Source organism: Streptomyces tubercidicus (assembly GCF_027497495.1).
In the GTDB taxonomy this organism is placed as follows: Bacteria; Actinomycetota; Actinomycetes; order Streptomycetales; family Streptomycetaceae; genus Streptomyces; species Streptomyces tubercidicus.
Map to the genome: position 1 here is coordinate 7,465,863 of NZ_CP114205.1, position 18,002 is coordinate 7,483,864.

General features: G+C 72.6%; 16 protein-coding genes. 12 read left to right on the top strand and 4 right to left on the bottom strand.

Annotation, left to right across the window (positions count from 1 at the left end; all coding sequences use genetic code 11):
• Nucleotides 1-244 precede the first annotated feature (244 nt).
• From STRTU_RS32720 to STRTU_RS32755, 8 genes are all read left to right on the top strand, one after another.
• Nucleotides 245-460: a type A2 lantipeptide gene (locus STRTU_RS32720; protein WP_159748698.1), complete on the top strand. Its 216-nt coding sequence runs from the start codon at nucleotides 245-247 to the stop codon at nucleotides 458-460.
• Nucleotides 461-638: 178 nt separating this feature from the next.
• Nucleotides 639-1,448 carry an HlyD family efflux transporter periplasmic adaptor subunit gene (locus STRTU_RS32725; protein ID WP_159748699.1) on the top strand — a complete coding sequence of 270 codons (810 nt, stop codon included), beginning with the start codon at nucleotides 639-641 and terminating at the stop codon, nucleotides 1,446-1,448.
• Nucleotides 1,445-3,730 carry an NHLP family bacteriocin export ABC transporter peptidase/permease/ATPase subunit gene (locus STRTU_RS32730; protein WP_159748700.1) on the top strand — a complete coding sequence of 762 codons (2,286 nt, stop codon included), beginning with the start codon at nucleotides 1,445-1,447 and terminating at the stop codon, nucleotides 3,728-3,730. Before STRTU_RS32725 ends, STRTU_RS32730 begins: the two co-directional genes overlap by 4 nt.
• Nucleotide 3,731: 1 nt before the next feature.
• Complete coding sequence (locus tag STRTU_RS32735) at nucleotides 3,732-6,614, top strand: NHLP bacteriocin export ABC transporter permease/ATPase subunit (RefSeq protein ID WP_159748701.1); 2,883 nt, start codon at nucleotides 3,732-3,734, stop codon at nucleotides 6,612-6,614.
• Between the two features lie 99 nt (nucleotides 6,615-6,713).
• Nucleotides 6,714-7,175 (top strand): cyclic nucleotide-binding domain-containing protein, encoded by a 462-nt coding sequence (locus tag STRTU_RS32740; protein WP_159748702.1) that lies wholly within the window; start codon nucleotides 6,714-6,716, stop codon nucleotides 7,173-7,175.
• A gap of 147 nt (nucleotides 7,176-7,322) precedes the next feature.
• On the top strand, nucleotides 7,323-8,399 hold the full coding sequence (locus STRTU_RS32745) for an ABC transporter substrate-binding protein (RefSeq protein WP_159748703.1): 1,077 nt from the start codon (nucleotides 7,323-7,325) through the stop codon (nucleotides 8,397-8,399).
• Nucleotides 8,399-9,484 (top strand): FecCD family ABC transporter permease, encoded by a 1,086-nt coding sequence (locus tag STRTU_RS32750; protein ID WP_159748704.1) that lies wholly within the window; start codon nucleotides 8,399-8,401, stop codon nucleotides 9,482-9,484. The genes STRTU_RS32745 and STRTU_RS32750 overlap by 1 nt, the downstream gene beginning before the upstream one ends.
• On the top strand, nucleotides 9,481-10,269 hold the full coding sequence (locus tag STRTU_RS32755) for an ABC transporter ATP-binding protein (RefSeq protein WP_159748705.1): 789 nt from the start codon (nucleotides 9,481-9,483) through the stop codon (nucleotides 10,267-10,269). The genes STRTU_RS32750 and STRTU_RS32755 overlap by 4 nt, the downstream gene beginning before the upstream one ends.
• Before the next feature lie 16 nt (nucleotides 10,270-10,285).
• Here the strand turns inward: STRTU_RS32755 and STRTU_RS32760 are convergent, their stop codons facing one another.
• Both STRTU_RS32760 and STRTU_RS32765 read right to left on the bottom strand, forming a co-directional pair.
• Nucleotides 10,286-11,239, bottom strand: coding sequence for an L-tyrosine/L-tryptophan isonitrile synthase family protein (locus tag STRTU_RS32760; RefSeq protein ID WP_246241577.1), 954 nt, complete (start codon nucleotides 11,237-11,239; stop codon nucleotides 10,286-10,288).
• Nucleotides 11,233-12,501: a cytochrome P450 family protein gene (locus STRTU_RS32765; RefSeq protein ID WP_159748706.1), complete on the bottom strand. Its 1,269-nt coding sequence runs from the start codon at nucleotides 12,499-12,501 to the stop codon at nucleotides 11,233-11,235. Before STRTU_RS32765 ends, STRTU_RS32760 begins: the two co-directional genes overlap by 7 nt.
• A 266-nt stretch (nucleotides 12,502-12,767) precedes the next feature.
• Here STRTU_RS32765 and STRTU_RS32770 point away from each other — a divergent pair, with 266 nt between their 5' ends.
• From STRTU_RS32770 to STRTU_RS32780, 3 genes are read left to right on the top strand one after another with little or no spacing between them, the layout of a single operon-like run.
• Complete coding sequence (locus tag STRTU_RS32770) at nucleotides 12,768-13,043, top strand: hypothetical protein (protein WP_174879013.1); 276 nt, start codon at nucleotides 12,768-12,770, stop codon at nucleotides 13,041-13,043.
• Complete coding sequence (locus STRTU_RS32775; RefSeq protein ID WP_159748707.1) at nucleotides 13,040-15,493, top strand: heavy metal translocating P-type ATPase; 2,454 nt, start codon at nucleotides 13,040-13,042, stop codon at nucleotides 15,491-15,493. The genes STRTU_RS32770 and STRTU_RS32775 overlap by 4 nt, the downstream gene beginning before the upstream one ends.
• Nucleotides 15,490-15,963: a copper chaperone PCu(A)C gene (locus tag STRTU_RS32780; RefSeq protein WP_159748708.1), complete on the top strand. Its 474-nt coding sequence runs from the start codon at nucleotides 15,490-15,492 to the stop codon at nucleotides 15,961-15,963. Before STRTU_RS32775 ends, STRTU_RS32780 begins: the two co-directional genes overlap by 4 nt.
• A 74-nt stretch (nucleotides 15,964-16,037) precedes the next feature.
• Here the strand turns inward: STRTU_RS32780 and STRTU_RS32785 are convergent, their stop codons facing one another.
• A complete protein-coding gene (locus STRTU_RS32785) occupies nucleotides 16,038-16,631 on the bottom strand; it encodes a sigma-70 family RNA polymerase sigma factor (RefSeq protein ID WP_159748709.1) in 594 nt (197 codons plus the stop codon).
• 49 nt (nucleotides 16,632-16,680) lie between these two features.
• Here STRTU_RS32785 and STRTU_RS32790 point away from each other — a divergent pair, with 49 nt between their 5' ends.
• Nucleotides 16,681-16,971 (top strand): zf-HC2 domain-containing protein, encoded by a 291-nt coding sequence (locus STRTU_RS32790; protein WP_159748710.1) that lies wholly within the window; start codon nucleotides 16,681-16,683, stop codon nucleotides 16,969-16,971.
• 213 nt (nucleotides 16,972-17,184) lie between these two features.
• Here the strand turns inward: STRTU_RS32790 and STRTU_RS32795 are convergent, their stop codons facing one another.
• On the bottom strand, nucleotides 17,185-17,943 hold the full coding sequence (locus STRTU_RS32795) for a PE-PGRS family protein (protein ID WP_159748711.1): 759 nt from the start codon (nucleotides 17,941-17,943) through the stop codon (nucleotides 17,185-17,187).
• Between the last annotated feature and the right edge of the window lie 59 nt (nucleotides 17,944-18,002).

Below are 18,002 nucleotides of genomic sequence, written 5' to 3' on the forward strand. Positions count from 1 at the left end.
AAGAAGCTGCCACCAAGTCATGGACGGGCGTGCACGTCAGGTATTTCGAGGGGGTGATGACGCCCGGATCTGCGGCTGTCCGATTCGCAGTGCAACGCACCTGCGTGCTTTGATCCTTCGCACTGCGGGAGTCACCCCCCGGTTCCCGATATCGGGAACCCCGACTGCCGCTGCCGCGGCCGGGCCACTCCACCGGACGGTTCGGTCGCAGCTTTTTCGAGATATTCATCCGAAGGGAATCATCATGAACTCCACCCCCCAGGTTCAGACGCAGGAAATCTCCGACAGCGACCTGGACAACGTGTCCGGTGGCCTCGTGGGTGGCGTGCTCGGCGCCGCTGACAGCATTGCCCCGGTCTCGGGCGCCGTGGGCACCGCCACCGGCCTGGTCGACGGTGTCGCCGGCACCGACACCACGGGCGTCGTCGGCACCGCCACGGGCCTGGTCTCCGGTCTCTGAGCCCCTTCTGTGCCACTGAGCGGCACAGCCGGCTTTGAACGGTGACAACGGCAGGTCGGCGCCCCCTCCTTGCCGACATGCCGGGCCGGCTGCCCCGGTCCGCCCGGACTCCATCCGGGCCCGGGGCACCGGCCACCACCTGTCCGAACGAGAACGTTGCAGTTGAGGGAAGAGTGTCGTGCAGTTCCGCCAACAGGCCCTTTCCAAGCTGCAGTCGCCCGAGGAAATCGATCTTCCGGTCCGGTTCGCCCGGCCCCAGGGCTGGCTCGTCCTGACCGTCACGGTCCTCTTTGTGATCGCCGCCTCCGTATGGGCGGTGACCGGCACCGTGTCCTCCACCCTGAACGCACCCGGAATCCTCACGCACGGCCAGGGCAGCTACATCCTGCAGAGCCCCGTCGCGGGCCAGGTCACCGCCGTCCTCGCGGAAGAGGGCAAGCGGGTGCCCGCCCACACGCCCGTCCTGAGGGTCCGTACCGCCCAGGGCACCACCACCGTCGTCCGTACGCTCGCCGCCGGCCGGCTGACCACGATGGTCGCCACCATCGGCTCCGTCGTCACGACCGGCGCGGACGTGGCCTCCGTGGAACGCATCGCGAAGGCCAGCGACCCCCTGACGGCGACGCTGTACGTACCGGCCCAGAACGGCGCCACCGTCCCCGTCGGCGCCGCCGTCGACCTCACCGTCCAGTCCGTGCCGACGCAGCAGTACGGCGTGCTGCGCGGGCGGGTCAAAGCGGTCGGCAGGACCGCACAGAGCCGCCAGCGGATCGGCACCTACCTGGGCAGCAGCCAGCTCGGCGAGGAGTTCTCGCAGCATGGCCAGCCCATCGCGGTCCTGGTAGAGCTCGACGCCGCCCCGCACAGTAAGTCCGGCTACGCCTGGTCGACCTCCGGCGGCCCCCCGTACACCGTCGACTCCATGACGCCGGCCAGTGGCGCCGTCCACCTGGCCGCGCAGCACCCGATCGATTGGCTGCTGCCGTGACCGCCCCCCACGACTCCGCCGCCCCGCAGCAGCAGTTGCCGCCGCCGGTCCGCGGCCGCCGCCGCTCGGAAACCGCGCCCGGCGCCCGCCGCGCCCGCCGTGCCGCGCCCGCCCCGAAGCCCAAGAAGACGAAGACCGTCCGCACCCCCACCGTCCTCCAGATGGAGGCCGTGGAATGCGGCGCCGCCTCGCTGGCCATGGTGCTGGCCCACTACGGACGGCACGTCCCGCTCGAAGAGCTGCGGATCGCCTGCGGCGTCTCCCGCGACGGCTCGCGCGCCAGCAATCTGCTCAAGGCGGCCCGCAGCTACGGCCTCCAGGCCAAGGGCATGCAGATGGAACCGGCCGCGCTCGCCGAGGTGCAGGGCCCCGCGATCCTGTTCTGGGAGTTCAACCACTACGTCGTCTACGACGGTATGGGCCGGCGCCTCGGCCGCCGCGGCGTGCACATCAACGACCCCGACAAGGGCCGCCGCTTCGTGGCGATGGAGGACTTCGACACCAGCTTCACCGGCGTCGCCCTGGTCCTCGAACCCGGCGAGTCCTTCCACAAGGGCGGCCGCAAGCCCGGCGTGCTGAGCGCCGTGCCCGCCCGGATGCGCGGCACGACCGGCACCCTGCTGGCCGCGCTGCTCGCCAGCCTGCTGCTGGTCGCGGTCGGCGCCGCGGTGCCCGCGCTCAGCCGTACGTACATCGATATGTTCCTGATCGGCAACCAGACCTCTCTGCTGGGGCCGCTCTTCGCGTCGATGGCCGCCATGGTCGGGCTGACCGCCGTACTGACCGGTCTGCAACAGGCCAATCTGCTGCGCGGCCGGATCATCTCCTCCACCCTCACCAGCGCCCGCTTCCTGCGCCATCTGCTCAGACTCCCGGTCACCTTCTTCGCCCAGCGCAGCCCGGCCGACCTGGTCCAGCGGCTGCAGTCCAACGACGCGGTCGCCGAGACCCTGGCCCGTGACCTCGCCGCCGCGGGCGTGGACGGGATCGTCGTCATCCTCTACGCGTTCCTGCTGTGGACCTACGACCCCCAACTGACCGTCATCGGCGTGGGGATCGCACTGCTCAATGTCGTCGCCATGCGGATCGTGGTCCGGCTGCGGGCCACCCACACCCAGAAGCTGCGCGCCGACACCGCACGGCTGACCAACACCTCCTACACCGGCCTCCAGCTCATCGAGACGATGAAGGCCACCGGCGGGGAGAACGGCTACTTCCGCCGCTGGGCCGGGCAGCACGCCACCACGCTGGAGGAACAGCAGCGGCTGGGTGTGCCGAGCGCCGCGCTGGCCGTCGTCGCGCCCACCCTGGCCACGTTCAACAGCGCGCTGATCCTGTGGATCGGCGGACTGCGGGCCGTCGAGGGCCATATCTCCATCGGACTGCTGGTCGCCTTCCAGGCGCTGGTGACCCGCTTCACCGCGCCCATCACCCGGCTCAACGGAGTGGCCGGCCGCATCCAGGACTTCGCCGCCGATGTGGCCCGCCTCAAGGACGTCGAGAGCTTCCCCGTCGACACCCTCTACTCGCGCCCCGAGCCGGACGCCGACACCCGCCGCCTCAAGGGCCATGTGACGCTGGAGGACATCACCTTCGGCTACAGCCCGCTGGACAAACCGCTGCTGACCGGCTTCTCGCTGGCCGTCGGCCCCGGCCGGCAGGTCGCCCTGGTCGGCGGCTCCGGCAGCGGCAAGTCCACCGTCTCCCGGCTGATCTCCGGCCTCTACAGCCCCTGGGAAGGCACCATCCGCATCGACGGGCAGCGGCTGGAGGACCTCTCGCGCAGTGCGCTGGCCGCCTCCGTGTCCTTCGTCGACCAGGACATCTTCCTCTTCGAGGGCACGGTCCGGGACAACGTCGCGCTGTGGGACCCGTCCATCCCGGACGACGCGGTGATCACCGCCCTCCAGGACGCCGGGCTCTACGACGAGGTGATCGCCCCCCGCCCCGACGGCATCCACAGCCGGGTCGAGCAGGACGGCCGTAACTTCTCCGGCGGGCAGCGGCAGCGGCTGGAGATCGCCCGCGCCCTCGTCCGGCGCCCCAGCATCCTGGTCCTCGACGAGGTCACCAGCGCGCTGGACGCCCGGACCGAACAGATCATCATGGACAACCTGCGGCGGCGCGGCTGCGCCTGCGTCGTCATCGCCCACCGGCTGAGCACGGTCCGCGACAGCGACGAGATCGTCGTCCTCGACCACGGAGTGGTCGTCGAACGCGGCCGGCACGAGGACCTGGTCGCCGCCGGGGGCCCGTACGCCGAGCTGGTCAAGGAGCACTGACGTGTCCGTACCCCCGTCCACGGTCGTGGGACCGGGCGACACCGATGCCGTGACGTACGCACTGGGCGGCCTCGGCACACCGGTCGACTGCACCGGGCTGCGCAGCGTCCCCCTGGAGGGCCCGCATGTGCTGTGGCTCGTCACAGGCGGCTCGCTGGACCTCTTCGCGGTCGACGCCGCCCAGGAAGGGCACTGGCACTTCCTCGGCCGCCTGGAAGCAGGCACCCTGCTGCTCGGCCCGGTCGCGGGCCCGCAGCACACCCTGCTCGGCCGGCCCTCCCAGGACTGCCTGCTGCGCCGCCTCCCGCTGCGCGAGCTGCCCCGGTACGAGTACGGGGAGTACGGCGACACCGGGTCGTTCCCGCAGTACGGCACGCAGGACGGCTACGGCCACGACGCCGCGTACGGAGCCCAGGCCCAGGCGCCCTCCGCACTGGAGCACGCCTTCGCGCTGGGCACCGCCCGCAGCCTGGGCGTGCTCTTCGAGGCACCGCTCGACGGCCGGCCCGGCGATGACGCGGTGGCCGACGACGACATCCTGTGGATGCCGGTCCCGCCCGGCAGTGTGCAGTACGGCGCCTCCTACAGCGCGGAGGCGGCCGGCGATCTGCTGGTGGACCCCGAGCTGTGGCAGCAGATGGTCAATCAGCAGTACCGGCTGCTGTCCGCCGTCGACCGCTGGATCGAGCAGCTGGAGCGCGCCCACGAGGACCGTACGGCGGCCGGTATCAAGGCGGGCGAAACCGTTCGCGAGCGCGCCGACCAGGCGCTGGTGGCATCCATCGGCCGGGCCGGGCGGGGCGGTGCCACGACGGACCGGACCGGCGATGACACCACCTTCGCGGTCTGCCGCACGGTCGCGGAGGCGGCCGGTATCACGCTCACCGAGCCGCCGAAGGGCGGCGCCGTCAACGACCGGATCACCCCGGTCGAACGGATCGCGGTCAGCTCGCGGATCCGGACCCGGGCGGTCCGGCTCCAGGGACCCTGGTGGCGGACCAACACCGGGCCCCTGGTGGGCCATCGCGCCAAGTCCGGTGCCCCGGTGGCGCTGCTGTGGCGCCGTGGCCGGTACGAGGCGGTCAACCCGGTCTCCGGTCTGCGGATGCGCCTCGGCAAGGACAACGCCGGGGAACTCGAACCGCGCGCCGTCATGTTCTACCGCCCGCTGCCGGAGCGGCCCATGAGCCTGTGGCGGCTGATGCTCTTCAGCCTGCGCGGCACCCGTATGGACCTGCGCAATCTGGCTCTCAGCGGACTGGTGACCGTCGGCCTCGGCGCCCTCGTCCCGCTCGCCACCGGCAAGGTGCTCGGGGAGTACGTACCGAGCGCGGACAAGAGCCTGATCGTGCAGGTCTCCCTGGCCGTCATGGTCACCAGCGTGGTCTCGGCCGCCTTCATGCTGATGCAGAACCTCACCGTCCTGCGGATGGAGGGCCGCATCGAGAGCGCCCTCCAGCCGGCCGTATGGGACCGGCTGCTGCGGCTGCCGACGAAGTTCTTCACCGAACGCTCCACCGGAGAGCTGGCCAGCGCCGCGATGGGCATCAGCAGCATCCGCCGGGTGCTGTCCGGCCTCGGCCCGGTGGCCGTGCAGTCCACCACCGTCGGCGCGATGAATCTGGTGCTGCTGCTCTGCTTCAGCGTGCCGCTGGCGCTGGCCGCGATCGCCATGCTGCTCGTCATCGGCGCGGTGTTCCTCGGCATGGGCCTGTGGGAACTGCGCTGGCAGCGACGGCTGGTCAAGCTCGGCAACAAGCTCAACAACCAGGCGTTCCAGACCCTGCGCGGACTGCCCAAACTGCGGGTTGCCGCGGCCGAGAGCTTCGCCTACGCGGCCTGGGCCCGTGAGTTCGCCCGCTCCCGGGAACTCCAGCAGAAGGCCGGCCGGATCAAGAATCTGACCACCGTTCTGAACGCGGTCTATCTGCCGCTCTGCTCGCTCGCCCTCTTCATGCTGCTGGCCGGGCCGGCCCGCGGCAGCATGTCGGCCGCCTCATTCCTCACCTTCAACACCTCGGTGACCATGCTGCTGACCGCGGTCACCCAGATCACCGGCGCCTTCATCTCGGCGGCCGCCGCGATGCCGATGTTCGAGCAGATCAAGCCGGTACTGGACGAGAAGCCGGAGGTACGCGGGGCGAGCGCCCAGCCCGGCACGCTGTCCGGCGGCATCGAGGCCAAGAAGCTCTCGTTCCGCTACACCGAGGACGGCCCGCTCGTTCTCGACGGTGTCTCGCTGCGGGTCCAGCCGGGTGAGTTCGTGGCCGTCGTCGGCCCGAGCGGTTGCGGAAAGTCGACCCTGCTGCGGCTCCTCATCGGCTTCGACAAGCCGTCCGCGGGCAGTGTGCTCTACGACGGTCAAGACCTGTCCGCCCTGGACCAGGCGGCGGTGCGCCGTCAGTGCGGGGTCGTCCTGCAGAACGCCCAGCCGCTCACCGGATCGATCCTGGACTGCATCTGCGGCGCCGAGTCCTTCACCCAGGAAGAAGCCTGGGCGGCCGCCGAGATGGCGGGCCTGGCCGAGGACATCAAGCGGATGCCGATGGGCCTGCACACCATGATCTCCGGCGGTGGGGCGATCTCCGGCGGTCAGCGGCAGCGCCTGATGATCGCCCAGGCACTGGTCCGCCGCCCCCGGATCCTGTTCTTCGACGAGGCCACCAGCGCCCTGGACAACGAGACCCAGCGCATTGTCATCGACAGCACCCGCCAGCTCAGCGCCAGCCGCCTGGTCATCGCCCACCGGCTCTCCACGGTCATGGACGCCGACCGTGTGATCGTGATGGCGGACGGCCGGATCGTCGAGCAGGGCGCCCCGGCCGACCTGCTCGCCGACACCGGCGGCCACCTGCACGACCTGGTACGACGTCAGCTGACCTGACCGGGAGCCGGTTTCGCCCCGCCGGGACCCGGCGGGCCGAGCCATTGCGCCGATCCCCGCAAAGCTGCGCATATCGTGCAGGCAGCGAGCGGAGGACGTATGACCACGATCAACAATCTGTTCGACGAGTTGCCGCCCGACCGGCGCCGGCAGCTGACCGACATCGCCGTCGAGGTGTCGCTGCCGCGCGCCACCCGGCTCTTCGAGGAGGGCCGGCGGGCGGACCGCTTCTGGATCATCCTCAATGGACAGGTGGCGCTTGACCAGCACGTCCCCGGGCGCCGGGCGGCGGTGGTGGAAACCCTCGGACGGGGCGAACTGCTCGGCTGGGCCTGGCTGTTCCCGCCCTATCTGTGGCACCTGGGAGCGGAGACCGTCAGCCGGGTGGACGCCGTGGAGTTCGACGCCAGGGTGATCCGCGAGCTGTGCGAATCCGACCCCGTCCTCGGCCGGGCGATGTACCGCTATGTGGCCAAGACGGTCGCCGACCGGCTGCACGGCACCCGCACCCGCCTGCTCGATCTGTACGGGCCCCAGAGCAGCAGCGGCCTCGATCCCTGACCCCACCGGAAAAGGATCTCCTGTCCCGGAACCACCCCCGGTATCCGGCCGACTACCTGTGCCGGGTCGCGCCTGCGGCCCGCCGGACGCCGGTGCGGCCGGTGACTCGGCCGGGGAACCGGCTGGTGAGGGATAGGGGAGAACGCCATGCGTCCTTGGAAGTTGTGCGGTGTCGCGGTAGTCGTCGCGCTGGCCGCCACCGCGTGCGGCGGCGGAGCGGGTGCCGGGCCGGGCACGGACCAGGGCGCCGACGGGCAGGGCGGGTCCGGCTTCCCCGTACGGGTCGCCGACTGCCAGGGCGTCACCACCACCTTTTCCGCCGCACCGCGCAAGATCGTCACCAGCAATGCCGCCGCCCTGGAGATGCTGCTGCGGCTGGGCGCCGGTGACCGGGTCATCGGGACCGGATTCCCGCCCGGCAAGGGCGCGTTGCCCGGCGACCTGGACGCCAAGGCCCGCAAGGTGCCGGTGCTGTCGAAGTCCGCGATCCCGAAGGAAAAGCTGCTGGGCTCGGGGGCCGATCTGTACATCGACTCCTTCGCCGCGATGAAGATCATGGGCGGGTCCGCCGGTGACGCGCCCACCGCGGAGGAGTTCAAGGCGGCGGGCATCAAGCACCTCTACCTGGCGTCCACCGCCTGCGCGCCGATGGCCAAGAAGCCGCAGCGCGATCTGTCCGGTGTGGAGGGGGACATCAAGCGGCTGGGCGCGGTGACCGGCACCTCCGAGCGCGCGGACGAACTGGTCGCCGGGATGCGGGCGAAGGTCGGCAAGGTCCGCCGGGCGGTGGGCGATATCGCCCCCGACAAGCGGCCGACCTACTTCTTCTTCGACTACGACGCGGGAACCAAGCAGCCGGTCGCCGTCTGCCGCAAGCAGGTGGCCAACGCCGTGATCGGCCAGGCCGGGGCGCGCAATGTCTTCGAGGGCTGCGACGGCGACTTCAAGCCGGTGTCCTGGGAGGACGTGGTCGCCAAGAACCCGGACTGGATCCAGCTCGGGGTCCGCAACCGGGGCGACGCGGCGGCCAACGCCAAGGCGTTCGACCAGGCGGCGGAGTTCCTGAAGAGCTTCCCCGCCACCAAGGGGCTCGCGGCGGTGCGCCACGGGAAGTTCCTGCGGATCGGCTCGGAGCGTACGACGGTCGCCGGGGTCGGCAACGCGGACACCGTCGAGAAGATCGCGCACACGATCCACCCCACACGCTTCAAGGCGGCGCACTAGTGGCCGCGTCGGTCGCCGCCCCACACGGACACAAGGAACCGGCCGAGTGGTCCGGGCGCCGGACCCCGCGCACCGGACTGCTCGCCCTGGGACTCGGGATCGCGCTGGTGGTGGCCCTGACCGCGGCGGTCTCACTCGGCGCCACCGATATCGCGCCCGGACACGTCTGGTCGGTGGTGTTCCGGCGGCTCGGCGGCGCCGCGCCCCGGCCGGGCACCGACGACCTCATCGTGTGGCAACTACGCGTGCCCCGCGCCCTGTTGGCGGCGCTGGTCGGCGCGGGCCTCGGCCTGGTGGGGACCGCGACCCAGGCACTGGTACGCAACCCCCTGGCAGACCCCTATCTGCTGGGCATCTCCAACGGTGCCTCGCTGGGCGCGGTCACCGCCATCGTGCTGGGCGTCACGGCCGGTGGCGGCCTGGGGCTGGGGCTCTCGGGCGCCGCGTTCGCCGGGGCGCTCGGCGCGTTCGGGCTGGTGTGGTGGATGGCCCGGCGCGGCGGGGGCTTCTCGCCGCTGCGGCTGGTGCTGGCCGGGGTGGGCGTCGGGCAGTTCCTGTCCGGCTTCACCAGCTACCTGGTGCTGCAGGCCGGCGATGAACAGCAGACCCGCAGCGTGCTGTTCTGGCTGATGGGCAGCCTGAGCGGGGCCACCTGGCAGATGCTGTGGCTGCCGGCCGTCGCGGTCGCCGCCGGGCTGCTCGCCCTCCAGGCGCGGGCCCGTGCCATGAACGCGCTGATCATGGGCGATGAGACCGCGGCCGGGGTGGGCGTGGACGTCACCCGGCTGCGCCGCGAGCTGTTCGTGGTGGCCGGACTGCTGACCGGCGTACTCGTCGCGGTCTCCGGCGCCATCGGCTTCGTGGGCCTGATGGTGCCGCATCTGTGCCGGCTGCTCATCGGCGGCGACCACCGCCGGCTGCTGCCGCTGTCCGCGCTGACCGGTTCGCTGCTGCTGGTGGTGGTGGACCTCGTATGCCGTACGGCCATGGACACCCAGGAACTGCCGATCGGCGTGGTCACCGCGATGATCGGGGCGCCTGCCCTGCTGTTCATCCTGGACCGGCGGCTGGAGGAGGGACGATGAACGTCGAGATCGAGGAGCTGCACGTCGGCTACGCGGGACGGGATGTCGTCGCCGGTGTGCAACTGATGGCGGCGGCCGGTGAGATCGCCGGGCTGGTCGGCCCCAACGGCAGCGGCAAGTCCACCGTGCTGCGCACCGTCTACCGGCATCTGCGTCCCACCGCCGGACGGGTACTGCTCGCCGGGACCGACCTGCGCACGCTCTCACCGGGCCGGACCGCACAGCAGGTCGCCGCGCTGCCCCAGGAGCGCGGCAGCGACTTCGAGCTGACCGTCCGCGAAGTGGTGACCATGGGCCGTACGCCCTACAAGCGGGCCTTCGCGGGCGAGGACGAGACCGACCGGGAGACCGTGGCCCGCGCGCTGGCCGCCGTCGGGATGGCCGGACAGGGCGCCCGCCGGTTCTCCACCCTGTCGGGCGGGGAACGTCAACGGGCGCTCCTGGCACGGGCGTTCGCCCAGGACCCGGAGGTGCTGGTGCTGGACGAGCCCACCAATCACCTCGACATCCGCCACCAGGTGGAGCTGCTCGCGCTGCTGCGTGCGCAGCGCCGCACCACGCTGATCTCGCTGCACGATCTGAACGCGGCGGCGTCGCTGTGCGACCGGCTGCATGTGCTGCACGCCGGGCGGGTGGTGGCGTCCGGCACGCCCCGTACGGTGCTGACGCCGGAGCTGCTGGCCGAGGTGTTCGGGGTGCGCGCCGCGGTGACCGACCATCCGCTCACCGGGGACCCGTTGATCGCCGTCGACCACCGGGAGCCGCTGCCCGCCGACGGCGGGTGACGCCCACCCCGCCCCCTCACCCGGCCACGAAGTGGCTCGGCCGCCCCTGGCGACACACCAGCCGGCCGAGCCGCTCGGCCTCCGCTCGGTGCAACAACTCCCGCCGTCCATCGGGGTGTTCGAGCACGGACGAGTGCCAGGGCGTCAGCCACGCATCGGGCGTTTCGAGCAGCCGGATGCCGAACTTGTCCGAGCCCCGCGGCTGCGGATGGATGGACAGCCGGAACGCCCCCGGATGGTGTGCGGCGATCAGCTCGCCCCAGGCGCGGCTGCGCTGCATCACCCCGTAGGCGCGCCGCCGGCAGCTGCGCTGGAGCGCCGAACGGGTCCCCGTGAAGGCCACCGAGTCCTCGAAGAGGAACCGGGTGATGCCCTGGTACAGCCGCCGGGTCGGCTCATCGGTGCGGGTCAGCGACCGCAGGGTGTCCAGGTCCGGGGCGTAGTACTCATGGACCAGGGACCGCTTGGCGTCGTGCGACAGCCGCTGTCCGTACACATCCCGCAGATCGAAGACATCGAGCCGGGTCAGCCCCTCGTCATGGATCAGCGCGCGCAGCGCATCGGCATAGGCGTCGATGTCCCGGTCGGGCACCTGGATGAGGTCGCTGAAGACATGTCCGTCCGAGCAGATGACCACCCGGGCCCCGGGCGGGTGGTGCTCCGCGATCCGGGCGCAGAGCGCGTCCAGGAAACGCAGCGCCAGCCGTTCGCCCTCGTCGGGGAGGTGGCCCAGCACCTTGGCCGGGTTGGGTGACTTGCAGGGGAAGCCCGGCAGGGTGAACACGATCGGCTCGCCCGCCGCCACCGGCGCGGCGAGCCGCTCCAGTTGGGCGGGGAAGGCGTCCGGGGTGTCGGCGTGGCCGGTGTCCAGGGTGCGCCGGTAGGGCAGGAGCGTGGCGAGCACCTCGGCGCAGCGGGCCCGGTCGTCGGAGGGCGCCACCGGACGCGGAGGCGCCGGGCTGGTCAGCACGCGGCATCGGGCCCGTTCGCACCGGAGCCCGCGTATGGGCAGCCGCCGTAGGTCACCGGCAGCCGGACGACGCCGCGCGCCAGTACTGCCGGGGTCCACTCCAGCTCGTCTTCCGGGACGGCGAACCGCAGCTCCGGCAGCCGTCTCAGCAACGTGCCCAGGGCGACCTGGAGTTCGATCCGGGCGAGCGTGGCGCCGGGGCAGAAGTGGATGCCGTGGCCGAAGGCGAGATGCGGGTTCGGGGTGCGGTCGAAGTGCAGCGCGTCCGCGTCGGGGAACTGCCGGGCGTCGCGGTTGGCCGCACTCAGCGACACGATGACGGAGTCGCCCGCCGGGATCCGGGTGCCGTACAGCTCGGTGTCCTCGGCGAAGAACCGCCAGGTCGTCAGCTCGAAGGCGCTGTCATGGCGCAGGAGTTCGTCGACGGCACGGGGCAGCAGCTCCGGCCGGGCGGCCAGCTCCGCGAGGTGCGCGGGGTGCCGCAGCAGGGTGACCAGCGCCGTGGTGATCTGGTTGGTGACCGGTTCCTGTCCCGCGACCAGCAGCTGGAAGACCATCGAGTCCAGCTCCTCCTTGCCGATCTGGTCCGCGCCATGGGCCGCCACCAGTCGCGAGAGCAGATCCTCGCCGCCCTCGGCCCGCTTGTGACGGACCAGATCGGCGATGTACTGCTGCAGCCCGCGCAGCCGCGCCTCGTACGCCGGCCGGCCCGGGTCCTCGGGCCCCACGGGCTGGACGACCTTGCCCCAGTCCCGGTCGAAGCGGTCCGCGAACTCCGGGGGCAGCCCGATGACTTCGGCGAGCACCTGGAAGGGGAAGCGGGCCGCGAACCGCTCGACCAGGTCGGTGCCGCCGCTGTCCGGGAGCCCGTCGAGCAGCGCATCGGCCATCTCCTGGAAGCGGGGGCGCAGCGCCTCCACCCGTTGCGGCGCGAAGGCATCGGTGATCAGCCGGCGCAGCGCGGTGTGCCGCGGCGGGTCCTGGTGGAGCAGATGCACCTGGAGCTGGGAGTGCTGCGGCTCGGGCATGATCGAGGCGCGGGCCCGCCAGGCCGCGTTGCCCCGCGAGTGGTGTTTGCCCAGCCGGGGGTCGGTGAGCGCCCGGTGCGCGGCCTCGTAGCCGGTGATGAGCCAGGCGTACACCCCGCTGGGAAAGCGCACCCGGTGGACCGGGCCGCGCTCCCGCAGCTCGGCGTACAGGGGATAGGGGTTGCGTTTGTACTCCGGCCCGTACAGCTCGACGGGTTCGGACGACGATGACACGACGTCTCCTCAACAGTGGGGGGTGGGTGATGAACCGCGCCCGGGTGGCGCGGCGTTGGAGAGGTCGGGCAACGGGCGCGCCGAGTTCCCGCCGGGGGATGTGATTTCCGCTGCGGGGGAGTGCGCGGGCGAACGGGACCCCGCCCAAACCCAGTTAGTCGGGCCCGGCGGCCGGTGAGTTCCGGCGGCGGAACGGGACAAACCTCACGTGCCAACCAGCCCCGGAACGGCCGCCCGGGGCCGCCGTCAGCTGCCACGATGACGCGATGTCCAGCTCTTCGGCCGACCGCAGTCGGCCCCCTCTTCGCCAGGCCGTCACACGGCTGCTGCCCGCACCGTCGGTCCTCGGATTCCTCGTGCTGCTGGTGGCGCTCGGCATGCTGTCGTACGCGGCCGGGACCGCCGTCGGGCCGGTGGCCCCGGGGCTGCGGCCAGGCGTCACCCGTACGGGAGAGTCCACGCCCGACGACGGGGACATGGGCGGTATGCACGGCATGGGCGCCGCGGCACCCCGCCCGGTCCCGGTGGGAGCAGCGCGATGACGCCGGAACCCCGGCCCGTTACCCCGTCGCCGGACCTCGCCCCCACCCCGGACCGCAGCACCACCCTCACCATCGGCGGGATGACCTGTGCGGCCTGTGTGGGCCGGGTCGAGAAGAAGCTCGGCCGACTGGACGGCGTCGCCGCCTCGGTGAACCTCGCCACCGGCCGGGCCACGGTCAGCCACCCCCCGGCGGTCTCCGTCACCGAGCTCATCAGCACCGTGGAGGCGGCCGGATTCACCGCCCGGCTCCGCGAACCCGCCGCGGAGGCGGGCACCGAGAACCGGCCGTCACCTGCCGACCGCGCGGACGCCCGCACCCACGAGACCGCGGAAACCCAGAACTCCCAGGGCTCGTCGGACTCCCCGGACTCCCACGACGACGGCGCCCGCGCCGAGCGGCACCGGCTGCTGGTGACCGCCCTGCTCTCGGTCCCCGTCCTGGTCCTGTCGATGGTGCCCGGCTGGCAGTTCCGCAACTGGCAGTGGCTGTGCTTCGTGCTCGCCGCCCCCGTCGCGCTCTGGGGCGCCGCCCCCTTCCACGCCCGTGCGCTGCGCGGGCTGCGGCACGGCGCGGCGACCATGGACACCCTGGTCTCCCTCGGCGTCGCCGCCTCCTTCAGCTGGTCCGCCTATGCGCTGTTCCTCGGCGGGGCCGGGGCGCCCGGTATGACGATGCCGTTCAGCCTGCTGCCCACCGCGGGCGACGGGGCCGCCCACCTCTACCTCGAAGCCGCCGTCGGCGTGCCGCTGTTCGTGCTGGCCGGGCGGCGGATGGAGGCCAGGGCCCGGCGCGGCACCGGCGCCGCCCTCCGCGCACTGGCCGAACTCGCCGCCAAGGACGTCGAAGTGCTGACGCCGGACGGGATGGGGGTCCCCCCGCTCGAGCGGAGCCGAGAGTGGGGGAGGCGCATCCCGGTGAGCCGGCTGCGGGTCGGCGACCACTTCCTGGTCCGGCCCGGCGAACGGATCGCCACCGACGGCACCGTGGTCGACGGCAGCTCCGCCCTGGACCTGTCCCTGATCAGCGGAGAGAGCCGCCCCGTCGAGGTCGGTCCGGGCGCGGCGGCCGTCGGCGGCGCGGTCAACTCCGGCGGGCTGCTGGAGGTACGGGCCGACGCGGTGGGTGCCGATACCCAACTCGCCCGGATCACCCGGCTCGTCGAGGACGCCCAGACGGGCAAGACCAAGGTGCAGCGGCTCGCCGACGCGGTGGCGGCCGTCTTCGTGCCCGCCGTACTGACCATCTCGGTCTGCGTGCTGGGCTTCTGGCTCGGCGCCGGAGCCGAGCCGCAGGCCGCGGTCACCGCGGCGGTCGCCGTCCTCGTCGTCGCCTGTCCCTGCGCGCTGGGGCTGGCCACCCCGACCGCGCTGCTGGCCGCCACCGGCCGCGGCGCCCAGCTGGGAATCCTGGTCCGCGGGCCGGAGGCGCTGGAACGACTGCGCCGCATCGACACCGTCGTCCTCGACAAGACCGGCACCCTGACCACGGGCCGGATGAGCGTCACCACCCTCACCGCACGCACCGGCGGCCTCGATGACGCGACGGCGCTGCGGCTGGCCGCCACCGTCGAGCAGGGCTCCGAGCATCCGCTGGCCCGCGCGGTCACCGCCCGCGCCGACGAACGGCAGCCGGACCAACCCCTGCCGCCCGTAGCGGAGTTCAGCGCCACACCGGGGTACGGCGTCCACGGCACAGTGGACGGGCGCCGGGTGGCCGTCACCCGGCCCGGCGACGTCACCGATCTCCCGGCGCCGCTGCCGGACGCGGTGCACGCCGCGGAGACGGCCGGCCACACCGCCGTCCTGGTCACCGTCGACGGCACCCCGGAGGCCGTGCTCGCGGTCGGTGACGCGCTCCGCCCTGATAGCTATCGCGCCGTCGACCGGCTGCGCCGCCTGGGACTGCGGCCGGTGCTGGCCACCGGCGACCGCGCCGCCACCGCCCGCGCGGTGGCCGGCCATCTCGCCATCACCGAGACGCATGCCGAGGCCCGCCCTGAAGACAAGGCCGCCCTCGTCACCACCCTCAAGGAGCAGGGCGGCCGGGTTGCGGTCGTCGGCGACGGGGTCAATGACGCGGCGGCCCTCGCGCTCGCCGACCTCGGGATCGCCATGGGCAGCGGCACCGACGCCGCGATCGGCGCGGCCGATGTGACCCTGGTACGCGAGGACCTCCAGGCCATCGCCGACGCCGTGCACCTGGCCCGGCGCACCCTGGCCACCATCCGCGGCAACCTCGTCTGGGCCTTCGGCTACAACCTCGTCACCCTGCCGCTCGCCGCCGTCGGTCTGCTCAGCCCGATGCTCGCCGCCGCCGCCATGTCCGCCAGCTCACTGCTCGTCGTGGGCAACAGCCTCCGGCTGCGCGCCTGGCGACCGGGCGACACCGGAAAATCCGCCCGCCGCCCCAACGGCCCCCGGGCGCAAGCACGTTGGGAGACCCGATGACACGGCTGCCCGTCCAGGCCGTCGCCGTACCCCTGCTCACCTGCCTGGCGACGCTGGGCACCCTCACCCTCTGGACCGCGACCGGCAACGCGGGGACCCCCGCAGAGCTGAGCGTCCCCGAGGGCCGGGTGCTGATCGCAGGTGGCTCCGAGGCGACCGCCGCGTTCTTCACCATCAGCAACTCCGGCGGCGCCGACGACGTCCTGACGGGCGTCACCGGCCCGGCCGGGCATCGCACGATGCTCAGCCGCAACCTCGACATCGGGAACAACGGCCGGAGCATGGCGATGGTTGGCGCCGCCACCGTCCCGGCCGGCGGCGCCCTGACCATGACAGCGACCACCCTGGACGTCATGGTCAGCCCGCCGCCACGGCTCGCGCCCGGCGACCGGCTCACCTTCACCCTGCACTTCCGCCACAGCCCACCGCAGACCGTGCGGGCTCGCGCGCTGCGCCCCGGCGACGGGTGAATCAGCAGCCACGGCGGGGCTCATGGACCGGGCCCGCGCCCGCCCATGAGCCCCGCCGCCGGGGGAGCGTCCCGTCAGGCCACGGCATCCGCGTAGACCCGCGGCCCGTCGGCCGCCTCGGGCCGCTCCGCGTCCGTCAGCAGCGCGATCAGCGACTCCCGGGCGCGCGCCACCCGCGACCGTACGGTCCCGATGGGACAGCCCATCACCCCGGCCGCCGCCGCATACGGCAGCCCCAGCAGCTGGGTGAGCACAAACGCCTCCCGCCGCTCCGGTGCCAGCGCTGCCAGCAGTTCGGCCAGCGCGACACCCTCGTCGAACCCGGGCACCCCGCGCGGCTGCACCCGTTCCGCGGCCGTCTGCCAGTCGTCCGTCGCGGCCAGCCGGGGCCGCGCCGCATGGGACCGGATCCGGTCCGCCACGACCCGCCGGGCGATCGTCAGCAGCCAGGTCCGCGCCGACGACCGGCCCTCGAACCGCGGCAGACTGCGCAGTGCCCGGACATAGGTGTCCTGCACCAGATCGTCGGCCGCCTGCGGATCACCGCTCAGATGCGTCACATAGCGCCGCACATCGAGCTGCGTGGCCCGCACGAACTGCTCGACGGCCCGCTCGTCACCGGTACGGGCGGCCAGCGCCCAACCCGTCACCGCCTCGTCATCCCGCATCCCGCGACCGCCCCTCGCCGCACAGCCCGGCTTCGGGGAGGATGGACACATGCTCTGCTCGCGCATCCGTACGGCACTCTCCGCCCGCCTCGACGGCGAGGAACTGCCACCCGGACTCACCGCCCGCCGGCTCGACGACCATCTCGTCGGCTGCCCGGACTGCCGGCGGTGGCACGCGCAGGCACACGCCCTGACGACCGGCCTCGACCGCGCCCTGGCGCCTCCCGAAGGAGACCGGGCGGCCGCCGACGCGCTGCTCGCCCGGCTGCGGTCGGCCGCCGTACTGCCGGGCCCGGTCGCTCCCGGTACGGCCGACACCGGCGGCAAACGAGCAGGTTGACCCGGCGACCGTCGGGCGCCCGCCCCCGTCGGCCGGTGCGGGAACGGACGCGGGCGGCGCTGCCGCCGGCATCCGGACAGGAATCATCATCTGGAGTCCTTCGCATGATCCGGCCACCGCGCTCGGCGGGGACCGGTGAAGTCGGAGCCGGGACCCCGGGCGCATGCCAATGGCGCCCGTCCGTCCTGCCGGCTCGGGGATTCGACCGCGCTGTCAGACGACAGCCGGCTCCCGCGGGGGACCCCGCAACGACCTCGTATGCGCCAGCAACAATTGCCGCACCGCGTGCCGCGGCTCCTGCCGGGAGGCGCGCACGGCGGGCCGCGCCTCGGGCAGCGCGATCCGCAGGACCAGCACCAGAGGCGCGAACAGCCAGGCCGACACGCTCCGTACGAGCTGGAACGCGGCCCGCTCGCCACCCCACAGCCACCCGGCGCTGAGCAGGGCGACCAGCAGGTGTGCCGCGAGCATGCCGGTCGCGCTGCCGTGCATGCCCGGCATCTGATGTCCGGGGGCGGCCATATCCGCCATGTGATCCATGCCCGGCACAGCGCCCCCGTGCCCCGTCGAGGGCATGGCCGCCATCTGCTGATGCATCATCCGCAGCATCTCGGCGCGGTCAGGTCCGGAGGACGGCATGCCTTGGGCGCCGCAGAGCCAGCTGTCCGCCCACCGGCGCACGAGCGAATGCTCGCCGCCACCGGAGCCGGTGCCGGCGACCGTCTGGCCGAACGAGAAGGCGGTGTGCAGGGCGGCCTGGGTCCCGACGGTCAGCAACCCCACCAGCAGCGGCCCGCGCTCACGGCCCGCACAGCACCAGGCACCGGCCGCGGTGCCGACCGTCGCCGCGAGCAGCATCCAGCCCGGTATCACGGCATCCGACATCACCGCGTGGCCCAGCGCAGCGAGCAGCACACAGACCGCCGCGAACACCGCGGCACGCAGCCCCCTGAGAACCTGCCCCGCATCCATGACAGAGCCATCGTCGCACCCCGCCTTCACAGCGGAACGAGAGGGGCCCCGACCTGCCC